General features: G+C 60.9%; 14 protein-coding genes and 1 tRNA gene. 9 read left to right on the top strand and 6 right to left on the bottom strand.

The genetic code is table 11. The features are described from left to right. Positions 1-151 precede the first annotated feature (151 nt). The 6 genes from bcsA to GR198_RS24715 all read left to right on the top strand — a co-directional run bounded on the left by bcsA (position 152) and on the right by GR198_RS24715 (position 9,128). Positions 152-2,344: a UDP-forming cellulose synthase catalytic subunit gene (gene bcsA / locus GR198_RS24690; protein WP_029872894.1), complete on the top strand. Its 2,193-nt coding sequence runs from the start codon at positions 152-154 to the stop codon at positions 2,342-2,344. Further along, positions 2,341-4,809, top strand: a complete 2,469-nt coding sequence (locus GR198_RS24695; protein WP_029872893.1) for a cellulose biosynthesis cyclic di-GMP-binding regulatory protein BcsB — start codon at positions 2,341-2,343, stop codon at positions 4,807-4,809. The genes bcsA and GR198_RS24695 overlap by 4 nt, the downstream gene beginning before the upstream one ends. After that, positions 4,806-5,852: a glycosyl hydrolase family 8 gene (locus GR198_RS24700; protein ID WP_029872892.1), complete on the top strand. Its 1,047-nt coding sequence runs from the start codon at positions 4,806-4,808 to the stop codon at positions 5,850-5,852. The genes GR198_RS24695 and GR198_RS24700 overlap by 4 nt, the downstream gene beginning before the upstream one ends. After that, entirely contained in the window at positions 5,849-8,209 is a 2,361-nt protein-coding gene (locus GR198_RS24705; RefSeq protein ID WP_164069723.1) for a cellulose synthase, read from the top strand. Before GR198_RS24700 ends, GR198_RS24705 begins: the two co-directional genes overlap by 4 nt. A gap of 75 nt (positions 8,210-8,284) precedes the next feature. After that, positions 8,285-8,953, top strand: coding sequence for an HAD family hydrolase (locus tag GR198_RS24710; RefSeq protein ID WP_029872890.1), 669 nt, complete (start codon positions 8,285-8,287; stop codon positions 8,951-8,953). Between the two features lie 98 nt (positions 8,954-9,051). Further along, positions 9,052-9,128: transfer RNA gene (locus GR198_RS24715), tRNA-Pro, on the top strand. Positions 9,129-9,315: 187 nt separating this feature from the next. Here GR198_RS24715 and GR198_RS24720 read toward each other — a convergent pair. Further along, positions 9,316-9,948, bottom strand: coding sequence for a class I SAM-dependent methyltransferase (locus tag GR198_RS24720; protein ID WP_029872889.1), 633 nt, complete (start codon positions 9,946-9,948; stop codon positions 9,316-9,318). A 536-nt stretch (positions 9,949-10,484) separates the two neighbouring features. On the opposite strand from GR198_RS24720, the gene GR198_RS24725 reads away from it, so the two are divergent. Continuing rightward, positions 10,485-10,706 (top strand): hypothetical protein, encoded by a 222-nt coding sequence (locus GR198_RS24725; RefSeq protein ID WP_028741416.1) that lies wholly within the window; start codon positions 10,485-10,487, stop codon positions 10,704-10,706. 5 nt (positions 10,707-10,711) lie between these two features. Here the strand turns inward: GR198_RS24725 and GR198_RS24730 are convergent, their stop codons facing one another. Next, positions 10,712-10,945 (bottom strand): DUF982 domain-containing protein, encoded by a 234-nt coding sequence (locus GR198_RS24730; protein ID WP_028741415.1) that lies wholly within the window; start codon positions 10,943-10,945, stop codon positions 10,712-10,714. 197 nt (positions 10,946-11,142) lie between these two features. On the opposite strand from GR198_RS24730, the gene GR198_RS24735 reads away from it, so the two are divergent. Further along, positions 11,143-11,355 carry a hypothetical protein gene (locus tag GR198_RS24735; protein WP_029872887.1) on the top strand — a complete coding sequence of 71 codons (213 nt, stop codon included), beginning with the start codon at positions 11,143-11,145 and terminating at the stop codon, positions 11,353-11,355. Between the two features lie 3 nt (positions 11,356-11,358). Here the strand turns inward: GR198_RS24735 and GR198_RS35525 are convergent, their stop codons facing one another. The 4 genes from GR198_RS35525 to GR198_RS24750 all read right to left on the bottom strand — a co-directional run bounded on the left by GR198_RS35525 (position 11,359) and on the right by GR198_RS24750 (position 14,234). Then, positions 11,359-11,508, bottom strand: coding sequence for a hypothetical protein (locus GR198_RS35525; RefSeq protein WP_029872886.1), 150 nt, complete (start codon positions 11,506-11,508; stop codon positions 11,359-11,361). A 92-nt stretch (positions 11,509-11,600) separates the two neighbouring features. Beyond that, on the bottom strand, positions 11,601-11,894 hold the full coding sequence (locus GR198_RS24740) for a helix-turn-helix domain-containing protein (RefSeq protein ID WP_003547265.1): 294 nt from the start codon (positions 11,892-11,894) through the stop codon (positions 11,601-11,603). A gap of 73 nt (positions 11,895-11,967) precedes the next feature. Then, complete coding sequence (locus GR198_RS24745; protein ID WP_029872885.1) at positions 11,968-13,149, bottom strand: ROK family transcriptional regulator; 1,182 nt, start codon at positions 13,147-13,149, stop codon at positions 11,968-11,970. Between the two features lie 470 nt (positions 13,150-13,619). Beyond that, entirely contained in the window at positions 13,620-14,234 is a 615-nt protein-coding gene (locus GR198_RS24750; RefSeq protein ID WP_029872884.1) for a GNAT family N-acetyltransferase, read from the bottom strand. 176 nt (positions 14,235-14,410) lie between these two features. Between GR198_RS24750 and GR198_RS24755 the strand changes: the two genes are divergently transcribed. Next, positions 14,411-15,748, top strand: a complete 1,338-nt coding sequence (locus GR198_RS24755; protein WP_029872883.1) for an extracellular solute-binding protein — start codon at positions 14,411-14,413, stop codon at positions 15,746-15,748. Positions 15,749-15,754 lie beyond the last annotated feature (6 nt).

A 15,754-nucleotide genomic window follows, 5' to 3' on the forward strand; every position in this document is an offset into this window, starting at 1 on the left:
GAGCGGTTTCGGACGACATCATGCTCTAACTCTTTAATTTAGAACAGGATTCAGATTTTGGGCCGACCCGGCCCAAAAATCATCCTGTTCTAGTGAGCATGCCCGCGGGCGCCAGATGGTGCCCCGGTTGAGCAATTTCGAAGGAACGTCGATGCGCAAAGCCCGCAGTGTCATCATATGGGCCGTGGTTTCGCTCTGCATGATCGTGCTGATCACGCTGCCGGTCAACCTGCAGACCCAGCTCATCACCAGCATCACGGTCGTGACTGTGATGGCGCTGATCAAGATTCTGAAGGGCGAGGGGACGTGGCGCCTGGTGGCGCTCGCCTTCGGCACGTCGATCGTGCTGCGCTATGTCTACTGGCGCACCACCAATACGCTGCCGCCTGTGAATCAGCTGGAAAATTTCATTCCCGGCCTGCTGCTCTATCTTGCCGAAATGTATAGCGTCGCGATGCTGGCGCTCAGCCTGTTCATCGTCGCGACGCCGCTGCCGTCGCGCCCCTCGCGTGCCGCCAAGAATGAGCGTTTCCCTCATGTCGACGTCTTCGTGCCATCCTACAATGAGGATGCCGGCCTGCTGGGAAACACGCTGGCCGCCGCCAAGGCCATGGATTATCCGGCCGAGAAGCTGCATGTCTGGCTGCTCGACGACGGCGCCACCTTGCAGAAGCGCAATTCCGGCAAGCTGCTCGAAGCCCAGGCCGCCGCCGCCCGCCATATCGAGCTGAAGCAGCTCTGCGACGATCTCGATGTCCATTACCTCACGCGCGACCGCAACGAGCACGCCAAGGCCGGCAATCTCAACAACGGCATGAAACATTCGACCGGCGAACTCATCGCCGTCTTCGATGCCGACCACGCGCCGGCCCGCGATTTCCTGCTCGAGACCGTCGGTTACTTCGAAGACGATCCGAAGCTCTTCCTCGTCCAGACCCCGCACTTCTTCATCAATCCCGATCCGCTTGAGCGCAACCTGCGCACCTTCGACAAGATGCCGAGCGAGAACGAGATGTTCTATGGCATCATCCAGCGCGGTCTCGATAAATGGAACGCCGCCTTCTTCTGCGGCTCGGCCGCGGTTTTGAGCCGCAAGGCGCTCGAATCGCAGAACGGTTTCAGCGGCATCAGCATCACCGAGGATTGCGAGACGGCGCTGGCGCTCCACGGCAGCGGTTGGAACAGCATCTATGTCGACAAGCCGCTGATCGCCGGCCTGCAGCCAGCCACCTTTGCAAGCTTCATCGGCCAGCGCAGCCGCTGGGCGCAGGGCATGATGCAGATCCTGCGCTTCCGCTTTCCGCTTCTGAAGCGCGGCCTGACGATCCCGCAGCGCTTCTGCTACATGTCCTCCACGCTTTTCTGGCTCTTCCCGTTCCCGCGCACGATCTTCCTGTTTGCGCCGCTCTTCTATCTGTTCTTCGATCTGGAAATCTTCACCGCCTCGGGCGGTGAGTTCCTCGCCTATACGCTGGCCTATATGCTGGTGAACCTGATGATGCAGAACTACCTTTACGGGTCGTTCCGCTGGCCCTGGATTTCCGAGCTCTACGAATATGTCCAGACCGTACATCTGCTGCCGGCCGTCGTTTCCGTCATGCTCAATCCGAGGAAGCCGACCTTCAAGGTCACCGCCAAGGACGAATCGATCGCCGTCAGCCGTCTGTCGGAAATCAGCCGTCCGTTCTTCGTCATCTTTGCGGTGCAGATCGTCGCGCTCGTCATCACCATCTACAAGATCTACGCCGAGCCCTATAAGGCCGACGTCACGCTCGTCGTCGGCGGATGGAATGTCATCAACCTGATCATGGCCGGCTGCGCGCTGGGTGTCGTGTCGGAGCGCGGCGAGCGCGCCTCGTCCCGTCGCGTCCGGGTCAACCGGCGCTGCGAATTCGGCGCCAACGGTAAATGGTACACGGCCTCGATCGAGGACGTCTCCGTCCACGGCGCGAGGCTTCACATCTTCAACAAGCAGCTCGACGAGATGCTGGTCGGCGCCGTCGGCGAAATCCGCTTCCGGCCTTATAGCGGCGCGGATCTGGAAACCCTGCCGCTCATCGTCCGCAATATCGAGCCGTCGGGCGACATCAGCAATGTCGGCTGTCAATACGTTCCGAAAAGCGCGCTTGACCATCGCCTGATCGCCGACCTGATGTTTGCCAATTCCGATCAGTGGACAGAGTTCCAGGCCTCGCGCCGCCGCAATCCGGGCCTGATCCGCGGCACCATTTGGTTTCTCGGCATGTCGTTCTACCAGACGAGCCGCGGCCTCGTTTACTTCTTCCGCAGCATGCGGCCGGAGCGAGAAGCCCAGCAGCAGGCGGCAAAGGTCAACGCCGGATGAGAAGGATCGTCGCCGCCTCGCTTCTCCTGCTGAATGCCTCCGCCTTTGCCCAGGCGCAGACGGCGCCCTTCGACATGTCCGGCGAGCGGCCGCCCGGTGCGTCCGTTACCCCAAGATTGACGTCGCCCACGCCGTCCCCAGCCCCTGCGCCGGTTCCCGTCACGCCTCCGGTTTCCGTCATACCCTCACCTGCAACCCCGGCTGCTCCTGGTCCCGTTCCTACCCCTGTTCCTCCGGCGGTCGCCGCCCAACCGCAGCCGGCGAGGCCTGCGCCCCAGCCTGCCGCAGCAGCAAATAGCGTTGCGCCGCCGCGTCCCGGCGATGTCCGTCGCTTCGTCGTGCCGTTTTCGAAACTCGGTCTCGGCGGCGAATACGACCGCCGGTCATGGTCGGTCTATCTGACGCCGGAGCAGGCGGCGGCCAAGGCAAGCTTCACCTTCGCCTACCAGAATTCGATCGTCGTCGCGCCTGAGGCCTCAGCGCTGACCGTCTATCTCAACAATCGCCCGATCGGCCAGCAGCGCGTCGGCTCGCCGGATGGTCCGTCGACCGTCACGTTCGAGGTTCCGCCCGGTCTGCTGCAGCCGGGCGCCAATCTCGTCACCTTCGAAGCCGATCAGCGTCACCGCACCGATTGCAGCATCCAATCCACTTATGAACTCTGGTCGAATATCGATCCGGCCGGAACCTATCTGAGCTTTGCCGGCAGGGACGCCGCCCAGCTATCGAGCGCCGACGCAATCCGCGCCATCGGCGTCGACGGTGCCGGCAAGACGGAGTTCGACATCGTTGTCCCGGCGCTGGAGCAGCCGGGAACCACCAAGCCGCTGTTACGGCTGGCGCAGGGCCTGTCGGTGCTGAGCAGCATGCCGAACCAGATCTTCGCCTTCAGCACCGCTTCGCTTCCGGCCGGCGGGCCCGGCAAGCTCAGTGTGCTCGTCGGTACTGCAGCGGAACTGCGGCCGCTCTTTCCCGGCCTGCCGCCCGGCGCCGAAAGTGCAGCACTCGCCGCTTTCGTCACCGATCCGCGCAGTGGCTCGCCGGTACTTCTGATCAGCGGCCCCTCCTGGCAGGCGGTCTCCTCGGCGATCGATACCATCGTCTCACCGACAGACCGGTCCTCGGATGTTCGCCGCGACGTGCTGACCACCGAGCGCTGGAGCGCGCCGAACGCGCCGCTGGTCTTTTCCGATACGAATATCGCCCTGTCGCAGCTCGGCGTGAAAACCACCGAATTCTCCGGCCGGCGGTTGCGGACCAGCTTCAATATCGCCGTGCCGGCCGATTTTTATGCCAATGCCTATGGTGAGGCGAAGGTGCTGCTCGACGCCGCCTATACCGACAACGTGCTGCCCGGCAGCCACATCGATATCTACGTCAACGACAACATCGCCTCCACCGTGCCGATCACCACGACATCAGGCGGCATTCTCCGTCATCTGCCGATCCGCGTGACGATGCGGCACTTCAAGCCCGGTCTCAATTCGGTGGCGATCGAGGCGATCCTGATGACCAAGGACGATGCGGCTTGCGCGCCGGGCGCGACCGCCGGCGCGACCCCGCGCTTTGCTCTGTTCGATACGTCCGAGCTGCAGATTCCGGATTTCGCCCGCGTCGGTCAGCGTCCGAACCTGGCCGCAATGGCCGGCACCGCCTATCCCTATGGCCGGGCCACGGAACCGACGCCGCTTTTCATCGACCGCATCGATGCCGACACGCTTTCGGCAGCCGCGACGCTGCTCGGCCAGATGGCGATCACCGCCGGCCATCCGATCGCCGTCGAAACTGTCGCCTCGCCGAATACGATCGGCGATCGTGATGCAATCTTCATCGGCTCCATCTCGCAGATGCCGACAACGGCGCTGTCGCAGACCAATATCTCCACGACGAGCCAGGCCTCGTGGCGTCCAGTGGCGGATACGCAGCCGGACGTCGTCGATACCGGTACGGCCTTCGAGGAGTGGAACTCCAAGGTCAGCGGCGGTGTCTTGCATAACCGGGTCACCGCCTTCCGCGAGTGGCTGTCGCGCAATTTCGATATCTCCCGCAGCTCGCTGCAATTCATCCCCGGCGCCGAGCAGATTTTCACGCCGGCCAACGCCGACACGCTGCTGGTTGCACAGGGCTCCAGCCCCGCCGGAGCCGGCGCATGGACCGTGGTGGCGGCGCCGTCGGCGAAGGATTTGCGCGAAGGGCTCGAGGTTCTGACCACGCAGCTGAACTGGCCGCAGATATCGGGCCACATCACCACCTATTCGAGCAAGACAGGCAAGATCGAAACCGTGCCCGTCACCCGTTTCGATTTCGTGCCGTCCACCCCCTGGTCGATCGCCAATTACCGCCTGATCGCCGCCAACTGGCTGTCGACGAATATCCTCTCCTACGCCTTCCTGCTGGTCGTCTTCCTGTTGCTGATCGGGATCACCACTTCGAGCATGCTCAGAAAACTGGGCCGGTCCAAATGAGGCGGTGGCGCGCACTCCTGCTGGCGGCAACGGTCGCGCTTGCCCCTGCAGGCCAGCCCGCCGTCGCCCAGCAGCCGATGATCAATGCCGGCGCATGGTCGGCCTACAAGACGAAATTTCTCGATGCGACCGGCCGCATCATCGATAACGGCAACGGCAATATCAGCCACAGCGAAGGGCAGGGCTATGGCATGCTGCTCGCCTATCTCGCAGCCAGCCCCGCCGATTTCGAACAGATCTGGTATTTTACCCGAACCGAGCTGCTGCTGCGCGACGATGGCCTGGCCGTCTGGAAGTGGGATCCGAACGTCAAGCCGCACGTCACCGACACCAACAACGCCTCGGACGGCGACATGCTGATCGCCTACGCACTGGCGCTTGCCGGCACGGCGTGGAAACGCAACGACTATATCCTCGCCGCCTCCCGCATGGCGCAGGCGCTGCTTGCGGAAACCGTCGTGCACGCGTCCGGCCACACACTCCTGTTGCCGGGGAGTGAGGGTTTTGCCGCCACCGACCGCGACGACGGTCCGGTCGTCAACCCGTCCTACTGGATTTACGAGGCGATCCCGGTGATGGCGGCACTCGCGCCGTCGGATGCCTGGCAAAAACTGTCGGACGATGGTCTAACGCTGTTGAAGACGATGCAGTTCGGCCCGCGCAAACTTCCCGCCGAATGGGTGAGTCTCAACGGCCAGCCGCAGCCGGCCGAAGGTTTCGATGCGGAATTTGCCTATAATGCCATCCGCATTCCGCTCTATCTCGTTCGTGGCGGCGTCACCGACAAGGCGCTGCTGACCCATCTGCGCGAGGGTATGTCGCAAGACGGCGTTCCCGCCACCATCGATCTGACCACCGGCCGGCCGAAGACCGTGTTGTCGGATCCCGGTTATAGAATTGTTAACGATGTTGTGGCCTGTGTAGTCGATGGGACCAAGCTGCCGGGCTCGGCCCTGCAATTTGCGCCCGCACTCTATTATCCGTCCACGCTTCAGCTGCTGGGGCTGGCCTATATTGGGGAGAAGCATCCGGAGTGTCTGTGAAGTCTTCTCTCGTGGCGATTTCAGCGGCAATCGTGGTGGCGACCCTCGTCACCGGGCTGAAAGATCGTGCCGCTCTGCAGGAAAAATTCGGCCTCGCGTCTGCCGGCAAGCCGGCGCCGGAGCTGATGATGATGGGCCGCATCAAGCCGACAGATGGTCCTGCCGGCAATCCCGAATTCAATGCGCAACTCGTCGCCGAGAAGATAGAGGCGATCACTTCCCCGCCGCCAGCACCGGACACGTCCGAGCCGGATGCCGCCGCATCGCAGCCTGCTGCACCTCAGACGGCTGCTCCGCCGGCTCAGACGGTCGCCCAGCCGGCACCAGTCACCCCCCCCATCGTTTCCGAGCCGCCGGCACCACAGCAGGCGGCCGCGGCGCCGCAGCCTGCCGTCGATGAAAGTGCACTTCGTTATTTCGCCAGCCGCGGCGACAAAGTGCGCCTGCAGGCCGAAATCTCCCGTCTTCAGGCGCTCTACCCGAACTGGGTTCCGCCGGCCGATCCGCTCGCCGTGCCGCAGAATGGCGACAAGCAGCTCGAGGCCATGTGGCAGCTCTATTCGGATGGCCGCTATGCGGAGCTGCGCAAGGCCGTCGCCGACCGCCAGGCAGCCGATGCCGGATGGCAACCGCCGGCCGATCTGCTCGACCGGCTTGACGTCGCCGAGGGCCGTGCCCGCCTCGTCAATGCTTCGGACCTCAAGCAATATGCGACTGTGGTCGATATCGCTGCTGCAACACCGAGCCTGCTCACCTGCAGCGAGGTCGATGTTCTCTGGCGCGTCGCTGAAGCCTTCATCCAGACGGAGAGGGCGCAGCGCGGCCAGGACGCCTACACTTATATACTGAAGAACTGCACCAATCCGGCCGAGCGGCAGGCGACGGTCGAGAAGGCTTCGACGCTGCTTGCCTACCAGCCGATGCAGGCGCTGCTCGCGCTGGAAAGGCCTGCTGCCGACGGCAGCAAGGAATTCGATGCGATCCGCGACAACCTCGCCCGACGCTTCATGGCCGAGGGCGATGACGATCCGAATCTCGCCATCGCGACCGATTATATCGCCCGCCTCGAAAAACTCGCCGAGACGGAGGGGCTTGCCTCCGATGCGCTGCTGCTCGGCTGGTACCAGCTTCGCCGCAACAATGATGCCGATGCCGAGAAATGGTTCCGTGCCGCCCGAGCCAAGCAAGATTCGGCGGCCGCTTCGCAGGGGCTGGCGCTGGCACTGATCGCCCGCAAGGCGCCTAAGGAAGCCGAAGAGGTGATGTTCCGCTGGCGCGCCGATTCCGACGACGCGACATCAACCTATCTCGCCGCGACCGCCAACCTGATGGCGTTGCAGCCGCCGGCCGATCTGGCCGAAGACGTGCTGCACCGCATCGCCACCGAGGTCATCGCCCGGAAATATGTGCCGACGGCGCAGCAATTCGGCTGGTATGCCCGCTCCCTCAACCAGTTCCAGACCGCCGCGCGCTGGTTCGAGACGGCGCTTGCCTGGAAACCCGATGACGAACCGTCCGCCTATGGCCTTGTCATCACCCGCGAGCAACTGAGCGACCGCAAGAGCGTGCTCGACCTCCAGCGCGCCTGGGCCGGCCGGTCGAGCCGGATCACCAATCTCGAAGACACGTCCTCCTTGACGCCGAATGCCGTCACGCCGCCGCCGGAAAAGGGGGCGCTTGCCGCACAGCAACCGGCTCAACCGACGCAGCGTCCCCCGGCCGAGCCGCTTCCGGCGGAGCGCCGCGTGACCCTGCAGCCGGGTGCGGAAGTGGTCGTTCGCGCGGCAAGACCGGCGATGGAGAAGGTGACCGTCCCGCGCGGCCCGCGCCAGACGCGCGGCTGCTCGACGACAATCGATGCGGGGCAGCTTAAGCCGGCCGACGCGCTATCGCGCGGCTGGTGCCTGATGGATATCAACCGGCCGATGGAGGCAATCTCGGCCTTCGAGGCGGCATTGCAGAGCCCGGCCCGCAAGATCCGCGAAGACGCAGCCTACGGCCAGAGCCTTGCCTATCTCCGCGCCGGCCTCTCCGGCAATGCCGCCGTCGCGGCCACCAAGGCGCCGCAGAACCGCCAGCGCGCCGCCGAGCTTCAGGTGGCGATCCTCGCCGACCGTGCGCTTTCAGCCTTCGACGCCGGACGTTACCGCGAAACCCTCATCTATCTCGATCAGCGCGCCCAGTTGCAGCAGGAGCGCATCGACTTGATGGTTCTGCGCGGCTACTGCTACCTCAATCTCAAAATGTACGGCGATGCGACCCGTATCTTCGAAGCCGCTGCCGCGACCGGCAGCCGCGACGCCGCCCGCGGTCTGGCCGACGTCCGTAGCGTCACCCACCCGGACACCAACAACTGACGTTGACGCCGCTTCCGCTCTCCGCTACTCGCCTGCGCAACGGCCGCCCCGGCCTCATGTTTGCAAGGAAAAGCCGTGCCCGCTCTCCATGACATCCTCGACAGAACCTATGACGCCTTCCTTTTCGACATGGACGGAACTCTGCTGAATTCCATTGCCGTCGTCGAACGCGTCTGGAGTGAATGGGCAAGACGCCACGGCTTCGAGCCGGAGGTCTTCCTGAAGACGATCCACGGCATCCGCGCCTCCGATGTGATCCGCGGGCTCGGCCTGCCCGGCGTCGATCCTGCCCATGAGGCGGATCTGCTGCTCGCCGAGGAAATGGAGGATGTCTCCGGCATCGTCGAGATCCCCGGCGCCGTCCGCTTCCTCTCCGCCATCGCTGAGGGCCGGTGGGCAATCGTCACTTCGGCGCCGATCGAGCTCGCCAGGCGCCGCATGGCCGCCGCCGGCATCCCGATGCCGAGGGTCATCGTCAGCGGCCAGGAGGTCAAATCAGGCAAGCCCAGCCCCGAAGGTTATCTGCTCGGCGCAAGCCGCCTCGGTGTCGATCCGAAAAATTGCCTGGTCTTCGAAGATGCGGTCGCCGGCATCCTCGCCGGCGAGGCCGCCGGCGCCGACGTCACCGTCATCACCGAAACCCACGCCACGCCCTTCGAAACACCGCATTTTTCGATCGCCAACTACCAGGCATGGCAGCCCCGCCAGACCGCCGAAGGCCGGCTGAAGCTCGCGGCGATCTGACCATTCGCGCAAACCACCTCCTTTTTGTTGGAGGCAAGGTTTTTCCGCTTGCATTGCACGCGCTGAAAAACTAAACGAAGCAAGCCGTTTCGGCAGGTCGGGGCGTAGCGCAGCCCGGTAGCGCACTTGACTGGGGGTCAAGGGGTCGCTGGTTCGAGTCCAGTCGCCCCGACCATTTATCCCCTTGAAATCCCAGTCAGAATGTCAGTTTTCTTCGTCCCGCTAGCGGCGGGAAACGGAACGAGGCATTGGCAGAAATGCTGAAACGGGAGCCGAACGTCCCGAACGAAGATGTCATTTGTTCATGTTGCAGACGAGCCGTAGCGCCGCTATTGCAAAGGGTGGTGGGTCTTCGGCCGCCTTCAGTGCGGTTTCTGAGCGATCGCGATCATCGATTTCGCCAGCAGCGGAATTCTCCCGACATATTCGAAGTCGACGTCTTCGAAGCCTGTTTCGACAAGCAGCGTGCTGAGCGTTCCGGGAGACCAGAATTTGATATGACCATGGTCCTTCAGAGGCATAAAATGGTCGTCCATCTTTCCGCTCACGGCCAAAGCCAGATTTTTCCAGTAGCCGTGGAAGGGCGTCGATACGACCGCGATGCCGCCAGGCTTCACCAGGTCGAAAATAGTCGTCGAGAAAGCCTTGGGATCATAGACATGCTCCACCACTTCAAGGCTGATCACCGCATCGAAGGTCCCATACCGGCTGGAAAGATCTTCGTAACCGGAACCGATTTCCAGTGGAAGATCGGGGTGGGCCGTTCTCGCTTTGGCGATGCCGTCCTTCGAGGGATCGACGCCGACGACGTCATACCCTTTTTCCGCAAGCACGGCGGCAGCACCGCCGGTGCCGCAACCGAGGTCGAAGACCGCCGTTTCTTTTGCCTCCTGGAAACTGTTCTCGAGAACATCGACAACGGCCGGCAGAATATAGGAATGGGCGGTCGCCGGTTTGGCGTGTATATAGGTAGTAGCGTCCAGTTCGATAGACATTTTACCTCCTGAAAACCTGAAGAAGTGAGCCGCCAATGGTACGGCGGACTTTGACGGGAGTGTGGTGTCGTTGTGGTATTACGGTGATTAACGCCGAAGGCGTTCGTGGCGACTAAGCGTCACTGCCGATTGGCAGCACCGACAGCGCGAGGCATTCTCCAGCACGCCCGACGCTCGCCCGCCGGATCCCGAAGCTGATTGACAGGGTGCCCTGAAGCTGCTGAAAACGGGCCGCGTTCAGGTTTGCCGCATTCTCGTGGTTCAAAGGGCCGCTGCATCCGGCTCCGCCGGTTTCGACCATTTAAACTAAATAACGCGATGAAATACCCTTTGAAGGTGCGTCGCAAATAAATCCTTTAGTTCTTTTTGGTACTGCCTCAGTTGGGAGAGGTGGTATTTGTTGCCTTTTGTTAAGGTTATACCCAGTTTGGAAGTTAACAACCCAAATTTGGATTGAAAAAAACCTGAAGCCTCTTCGCATTCTCGTGAATATGTGTAGATTAACATTATCCCTGTCACAGATAGCCTAGTCGAGCATGGCGGATATGAAGCACAATCTAACTTGCAGGCAGAGCCTCGCCAGCGCGTTCCAGGCTCTGTCGGACGAGGCCGTCAAAGCCGGCTGGTCGGAAGGTGATGTCGCCCTCGCGCTTGCCGAACTCGCCGAGGAGCGGGTGATTGAGGTTACCGCCAAGGTGATCATGGAAGGCTCCGTCCATCCTCAGCTCATCGCTGCCGGCGGCGGACGCAACAGATAACGATCTTACACCAGCAATCCCGCCGTTTTCGCTGCCGTGATGAAGGAAGCCTGTGCTGCGCGCGGGCTGCGCAGTCCATCGAGCGCATCCAGGCAGTGCTGGCGCGCAACGCGATAATCGCGCCCACGCTTGCTCGGCCACCGCTTCAGATATTCGACGGCTTCCCAGACGGTCGAAACGATCAGGCTGCTGTTTCGAGAAACGACCCGGACGGGGGAGGGAAAGCGTTTTTCACTCACGTCTGCACTCACTGATTCCTGCTACCAAACGCGGCCAGAACGCGCGGGATAAAATTTCGTTCCATAATTTTGTTCCATAGAAATTTGCGTAGTTGCTAAAGTTCAGACCCTCGCGCATAATGACTTTATGGTCGGTTGCGGAGGGCGGCCGGCGATGCAAGCGTGGATGCGTTTGCCCTCGGAGGAAATGCGGCGTGATGTTACGATCCTCAATTCATCCGCATGATTTACCGCTATTTTCGGAAGATCTCGATCTGCTTTCGCAGGTCCTTGACAAGGTCTGCGACGAACGCGGCCTCGCCAGGACGACGCCGGAGGCCGAGCGGATCGGTGCGGTCATCATTCAGCTCTACAGACAGGGCGTGAAGGACGGCGGCAAACTCGCCGACCTTGCAAAAACCTATCTATAAAGATCAGTTCTGCTCGATCGAGACACCGTTCTTGCCGATGCTCATCTCGATGCCTTGCGGCTTGCTTTCCTCGTGGAAGATATAGGCGCCGAGGCCGATGACGGCGACGACAAGAACGCCGATGATGAAGTAGAGACCATTGCTGCGGTTCAAGAGACTGCCCCCGATATGTGATAGGTCCCGATATGTTATGGGCCCCGATATGTTGTGGGACCGTGAAACGCCCGGGTGAGCGATTGGTTCCGTCAGTCGTCGTTGGCGGCGTTGAGGTTTTCCGGCCGGATGCCGTCATCGCTCGAGGTGCGTGCGCGTAACCGGATGCCGGGGCCGCCTTCATCCTGATTGCCGCTCGACAGGAAGATGATGCCGTTCGCCTCGAGCGTGCTGCGCACATCGAACAGCGCGTGCGGCTCGCCGGCGAATTCGCCGTTTTCCAGCGCCATCACAGTCTCGACCGGCAGGCCGCTGGCGGCGGCGAGCTCTTCGATGCTCATTCCAATCATGGCGCGCGCGCCGCGTATCTGCGTTGCTGTTATCATGATGGAAAATCTAGCGCATTTCCAGCGCTTCTCAAGTGGCGAAACCGCACGTTGGCCCTAAGGCATGCGCTCTTCAAACTTCCCTCAATTTGACACCAAATAGATCGTCATGCATGCGCTCGACCGCGATCCCCATTCCTCCCATCAGGGCGGCGCGGTTCCCAAAGCGACTGATCTCGATGCGCGGCGGATAAGGCGTACAACGCGGCAGGAAACCGCGGATGGCGTTTACGAGTTCCGGTCTTGAGCCGATGCTGCCGCCGGTGATCACCAATTCAGGATCGAGAGCCGCTCCGATTGCAGCAATAGCGACTGCGACCAGCCTTGCCGTCTCTTCGATGGCCGCCGCGGCGCTTGTTTCTCCTGCATTAAACGCGGCGAAGAGATCAGCCACAGTGGATGCGTTACGGCCGCCGAAACCGACGTAGCGGCGCAACATCGCGACGCTGCCGACCGCACTCTCAAAGGTTCCAAGCGTAAATCCACCAGGATCAAAAGCATCTCCACCGATCGGAAGATAGGCGATTTCACCAGCCGCCCCACGCGCGCCGCGCAACAGAGTTCCGTTGGCGATGATGCCCATGCCGACGCCCGTTCCGAGAGCAACGAAAGCAAAATTGCTGGTTTCGATACCGTGTCCCCGCCATCTCTCCCCTTGCGCGGCAAGATTGACGTCATTTTCAACGATCACCGGTATAGCCACTCTGTCGCTGAAGACTTGCCGCAGATTTATGGCGTCGATGCCGGGGATGCTTGGCGCTACGTTGATATGCCCGGTGGCCGGATCGAGCACACCGGGACTGCCCAGAACGACGAGACGGAGTTTGTCGGCAGTCGTCCCGGCTGCAAACGCGAGTTCTACGATAAGATCGCTGAACTGATTGACGAGATGCATTCCGCCGCGCGGGTCGGTGGATACTTTGGTTTCAGCAACCACGTTCCCCAACAGATCGCAAATAGCCGCAGCAATCTTGGTGCTCCCGAGGTCGATAGAGACGGCCAGTCCCGCCCTGGCATTGATTTCATAGGTGATCGCATTTCGGCCCGGGCGACCATCAGTCTGCCCGACTGGTTTTAGCCATCCATCATCCTCAAGGTCGCGCACGACATCGGAAATCGTCTGCTTTGACAAGCCGGTTAGCTTGGCAATATCGGCGCGAGAGATCGATCCGTTCGCGAACACCGTTCGGATGACGGCATTGGTTGAAATTTTTCGTGCGATCGGGGTCTGTGCGACAGAAGATGTCATTGCCATCCGGCTAGCTCAGTCCAATTAGTTCGGAGCGCATACTTAATGGACGCGATATTAAGTCACAACTATTACGACTAACCGGAATTCAATACATCGAAGCAGGCAATTTGTCTATGTCCTTGACAAATGGGAGGTCAGCTGTAGGCTTGAATTAACGTGCGATGAAAATGCGCGATGAAATAAAGAGGGTCGATGTGAAGTATGCGCCATACCTATCGTCCGGTTAGCTGTGCGCCCGCCAGGATCGCCCAAAGAGGAACTGGCCTGGTCTTGACCGGCTATTTCCTTTTTCGCGTCCCGCGGACTCCTTGAACCTGGCTGCCGAGGATTTGCTCATGATGAAGCCCTCGACTGATGGACAGCTTTTCGCGAAGCAGCCTGTTTTACTGCCGATAATGATATCATGCCTTCAGGCGGACGTTCATACCCGGGAGACAGGGCCTTTCCATGGCTCGGAGAAGCCAGGAAATGCTTCAACCCAACCCCTCATCGATCCGCATTGCGAAGGCGACGGAGCCATCCTGCTCGAATTCGGAAAAGCCAAGGTGACGGTAGAAACCCCTGGCGCGTTCGTTGTTTGGGTCGACCCCGAGATGCACGCCGCCGACCCCGTGATTTCGAAGCGCTTGAAGCTCCGTGCCGATCATCCTGCGTCCCCAACCGCTTGCCTGAAGTCCGGGAAGGACGTTGATGTGAAGATGCGCCGGGTACTGGTCTTGAAGCCACCCCGTTCCGCTGCGCGGATTTTGAATTCGTTCCATCACGTCGGCGTCGCGCGGACGGGTGGGTGCCAGTCCTGCAATCTGTTGGCGGACGAACGGCCACCAGTTTGTCTGCAAGTCTCTGTCGAACCCGCCGGTGTCCGGCACCCCTACGACATAGCCGACAGGCCGGTCGTCCTGAACGAGAACAAAGGCAAAGTCTTTGGCGAATTTGAGGTAGGGTACCGACCACACGTAGCCGGGCAGATGCGGGTCGCTATAAAGCGCGCTGGCATCCTCACCGCCATTCGCGGTTTTCAGACAGATGTCGAAAAGGGCGTCGATATCCGCTTCAATCGCGGGGCGGATGAAGCAGTTGGTGTCCATCACTTTGCCACCTCCTGCGTGGCGCTTTGTCATTTTAGGTCGCGAGAGGAGCGGATGCATTGACGATTACCTCAGATTCGCCAGCCAGGCAAAGCTCTGGGGGAAGAAAACGTTCGGCCGCTGCTTAGCGCAAGGCCTGAACGGGAGTGGAGAATAAACCAGATGAGGTGGAGCAGATGAATAGAACCGTGAAATCGATCAGCATACTGCCGGCATACCGATTGAAAGCAGCTGTTGCGCTTGCTGGCGCGGCGCTTTTTTGTTTTGGCCTTTCGGCAGCCGCGCGCGCCGACGACCTGGCTGTGTGGGATGACCAAACCTATGAAGGTCAGAGTGCGGTCATAGAGCAGCTCAACAAGGAGTTCGAAGCTGCGCATCCCGGCGTCACGATCAAACGCACCGCCCGCACCTTTGATGACATGAAGTTGACGCTGAAGCTTGCGGTTTCGGCAGGTGATGGCCCTGTCATCACGAAAGTCAATCAGGGTGCCGGTGACATGGGGGCGATGGTCAAGGAAGGATTGCTCCTGCCGGTCGACGACTACATCAAAAGCTATGGCTGGGATAAGCGCCAGTCGGATTCCGTGCTTGCTCGAGACCGCTGGGAAGATGGAAAATTTGGGGTCGGTAAGACCTACGGCATATCAGGCCTCGGCGAGATCGTTGGCCTCTACTACAATAAAAAGATCCTCGGCGATGCGGGAGTAGCGCTGCCGCAAACCTTCGAGGAGCTGTTGGCCGGTCTTGATAAGCTGAAGGAAAAGGGCGTTGCGCCCTTCATGATGGGCTCGGCAAAGCAGCATCTGGCCCTGCACATGATCGGCGCCATCGAGCAGGCGCATATCGACGCGAGCAATCGTGCCGAGCTTGACGATCTGATTTACGGCCGGGGCGGCTCCTGGAACACCAAGGGGAACATCGAATCTGCCAAACTCGTACAGCAATGGGCGCAGGGCGGTTATTTTTTCCCCGGTTTCGAAGGCATCTCGGGTGACGACGCCGTCCAGCTTTTCATTTCCGGGCAGGGCGCGTTCCTGATCTCCGGGACCTGGTATTTCGGTGACATGCAACACAATCCGGATATCGGCTTCATGGCCATTCCCGCCCCGAAAGGTATTTCCAAGCCCATGAGTGTCGGGGGCGTGGATCTTGCCTGGGCGATAACGAGCCTTGCCAAAACGAAGCCGACACAGGACGTAGCCGGCGCATATATCGATTATATGGTCTCGGAAAAGGCTGCTGAAACTTGGGCCAATGCTGGCTATCTTCCGGCAACGTCGCTCGCTGCTGACGCAAAGCCAAAGCTCACGCCGCTCCTCAGCTCCGGCATCGAAATGTGGAAGACACTCAACGCAAACGACGCCCTCGGCCATTACCCCGACTGGTCGAGCCCGACGATGCTGAAGACAATAGACGACAACACGCCGCTTCTTCTGTCCGGCAATATCACGCCCGAAGCCTTTGTCGATGCTATGGACAAGGATTATCAGGCGTACCTGAAGGATAAGAAATAAAAGATT

Origin of the sequence: Rhizobium leguminosarum (assembly GCF_010668065.1) — a bacterium.
Classification (GTDB): domain Bacteria; phylum Pseudomonadota; class Alphaproteobacteria; order Rhizobiales; family Rhizobiaceae; genus Rhizobium; species Rhizobium leguminosarum_S.

Coding starts and splice junctions, on each gene's coding strand:
- bcsA (WP_029872894.1), top strand. CDS start 152: ATGCGCAAAGCCCGCAGTGTCATCATATGGGCCGTGGTTTCGCTCTGC.
- GR198_RS24695 (WP_029872893.1), top strand. CDS start 2,341: ATGAGAAGGATCGTCGCCGCCTCGCTTCTCCTGCTGAATGCCTCCGCC.
- GR198_RS24700 (WP_029872892.1), top strand. CDS start 4,806: ATGAGGCGGTGGCGCGCACTCCTGCTGGCGGCAACGGTCGCGCTTGCC.
- GR198_RS24720 (WP_029872889.1), bottom strand. CDS start 9,948: ATGTCTATCGAACTGGACGCTACTACCTATATACACGCCAAACCGGCG.
- GR198_RS24725 (WP_028741416.1), top strand. CDS start 10,485: ATGGCGGATATGAAGCACAATCTAACTTGCAGGCAGAGCCTCGCCAGC.
- GR198_RS24735 (WP_029872887.1), top strand. CDS start 11,143: ATGTTACGATCCTCAATTCATCCGCATGATTTACCGCTATTTTCGGAA.
- GR198_RS24740 (WP_003547265.1), bottom strand. CDS start 11,894: ATGATAACAGCAACGCAGATACGCGGCGCGCGCGCCATGATTGGAATG.
- GR198_RS24745 (WP_029872885.1), bottom strand. CDS start 13,149: ATGGCAATGACATCTTCTGTCGCACAGACCCCGATCGCACGAAAAATT.
- GR198_RS24750 (WP_029872884.1), bottom strand. CDS start 14,234: ATGGACACCAACTGCTTCATCCGCCCCGCGATTGAAGCGGATATCGAC.
- GR198_RS24755 (WP_029872883.1), top strand. CDS start 14,411: ATGAATAGAACCGTGAAATCGATCAGCATACTGCCGGCATACCGATTG.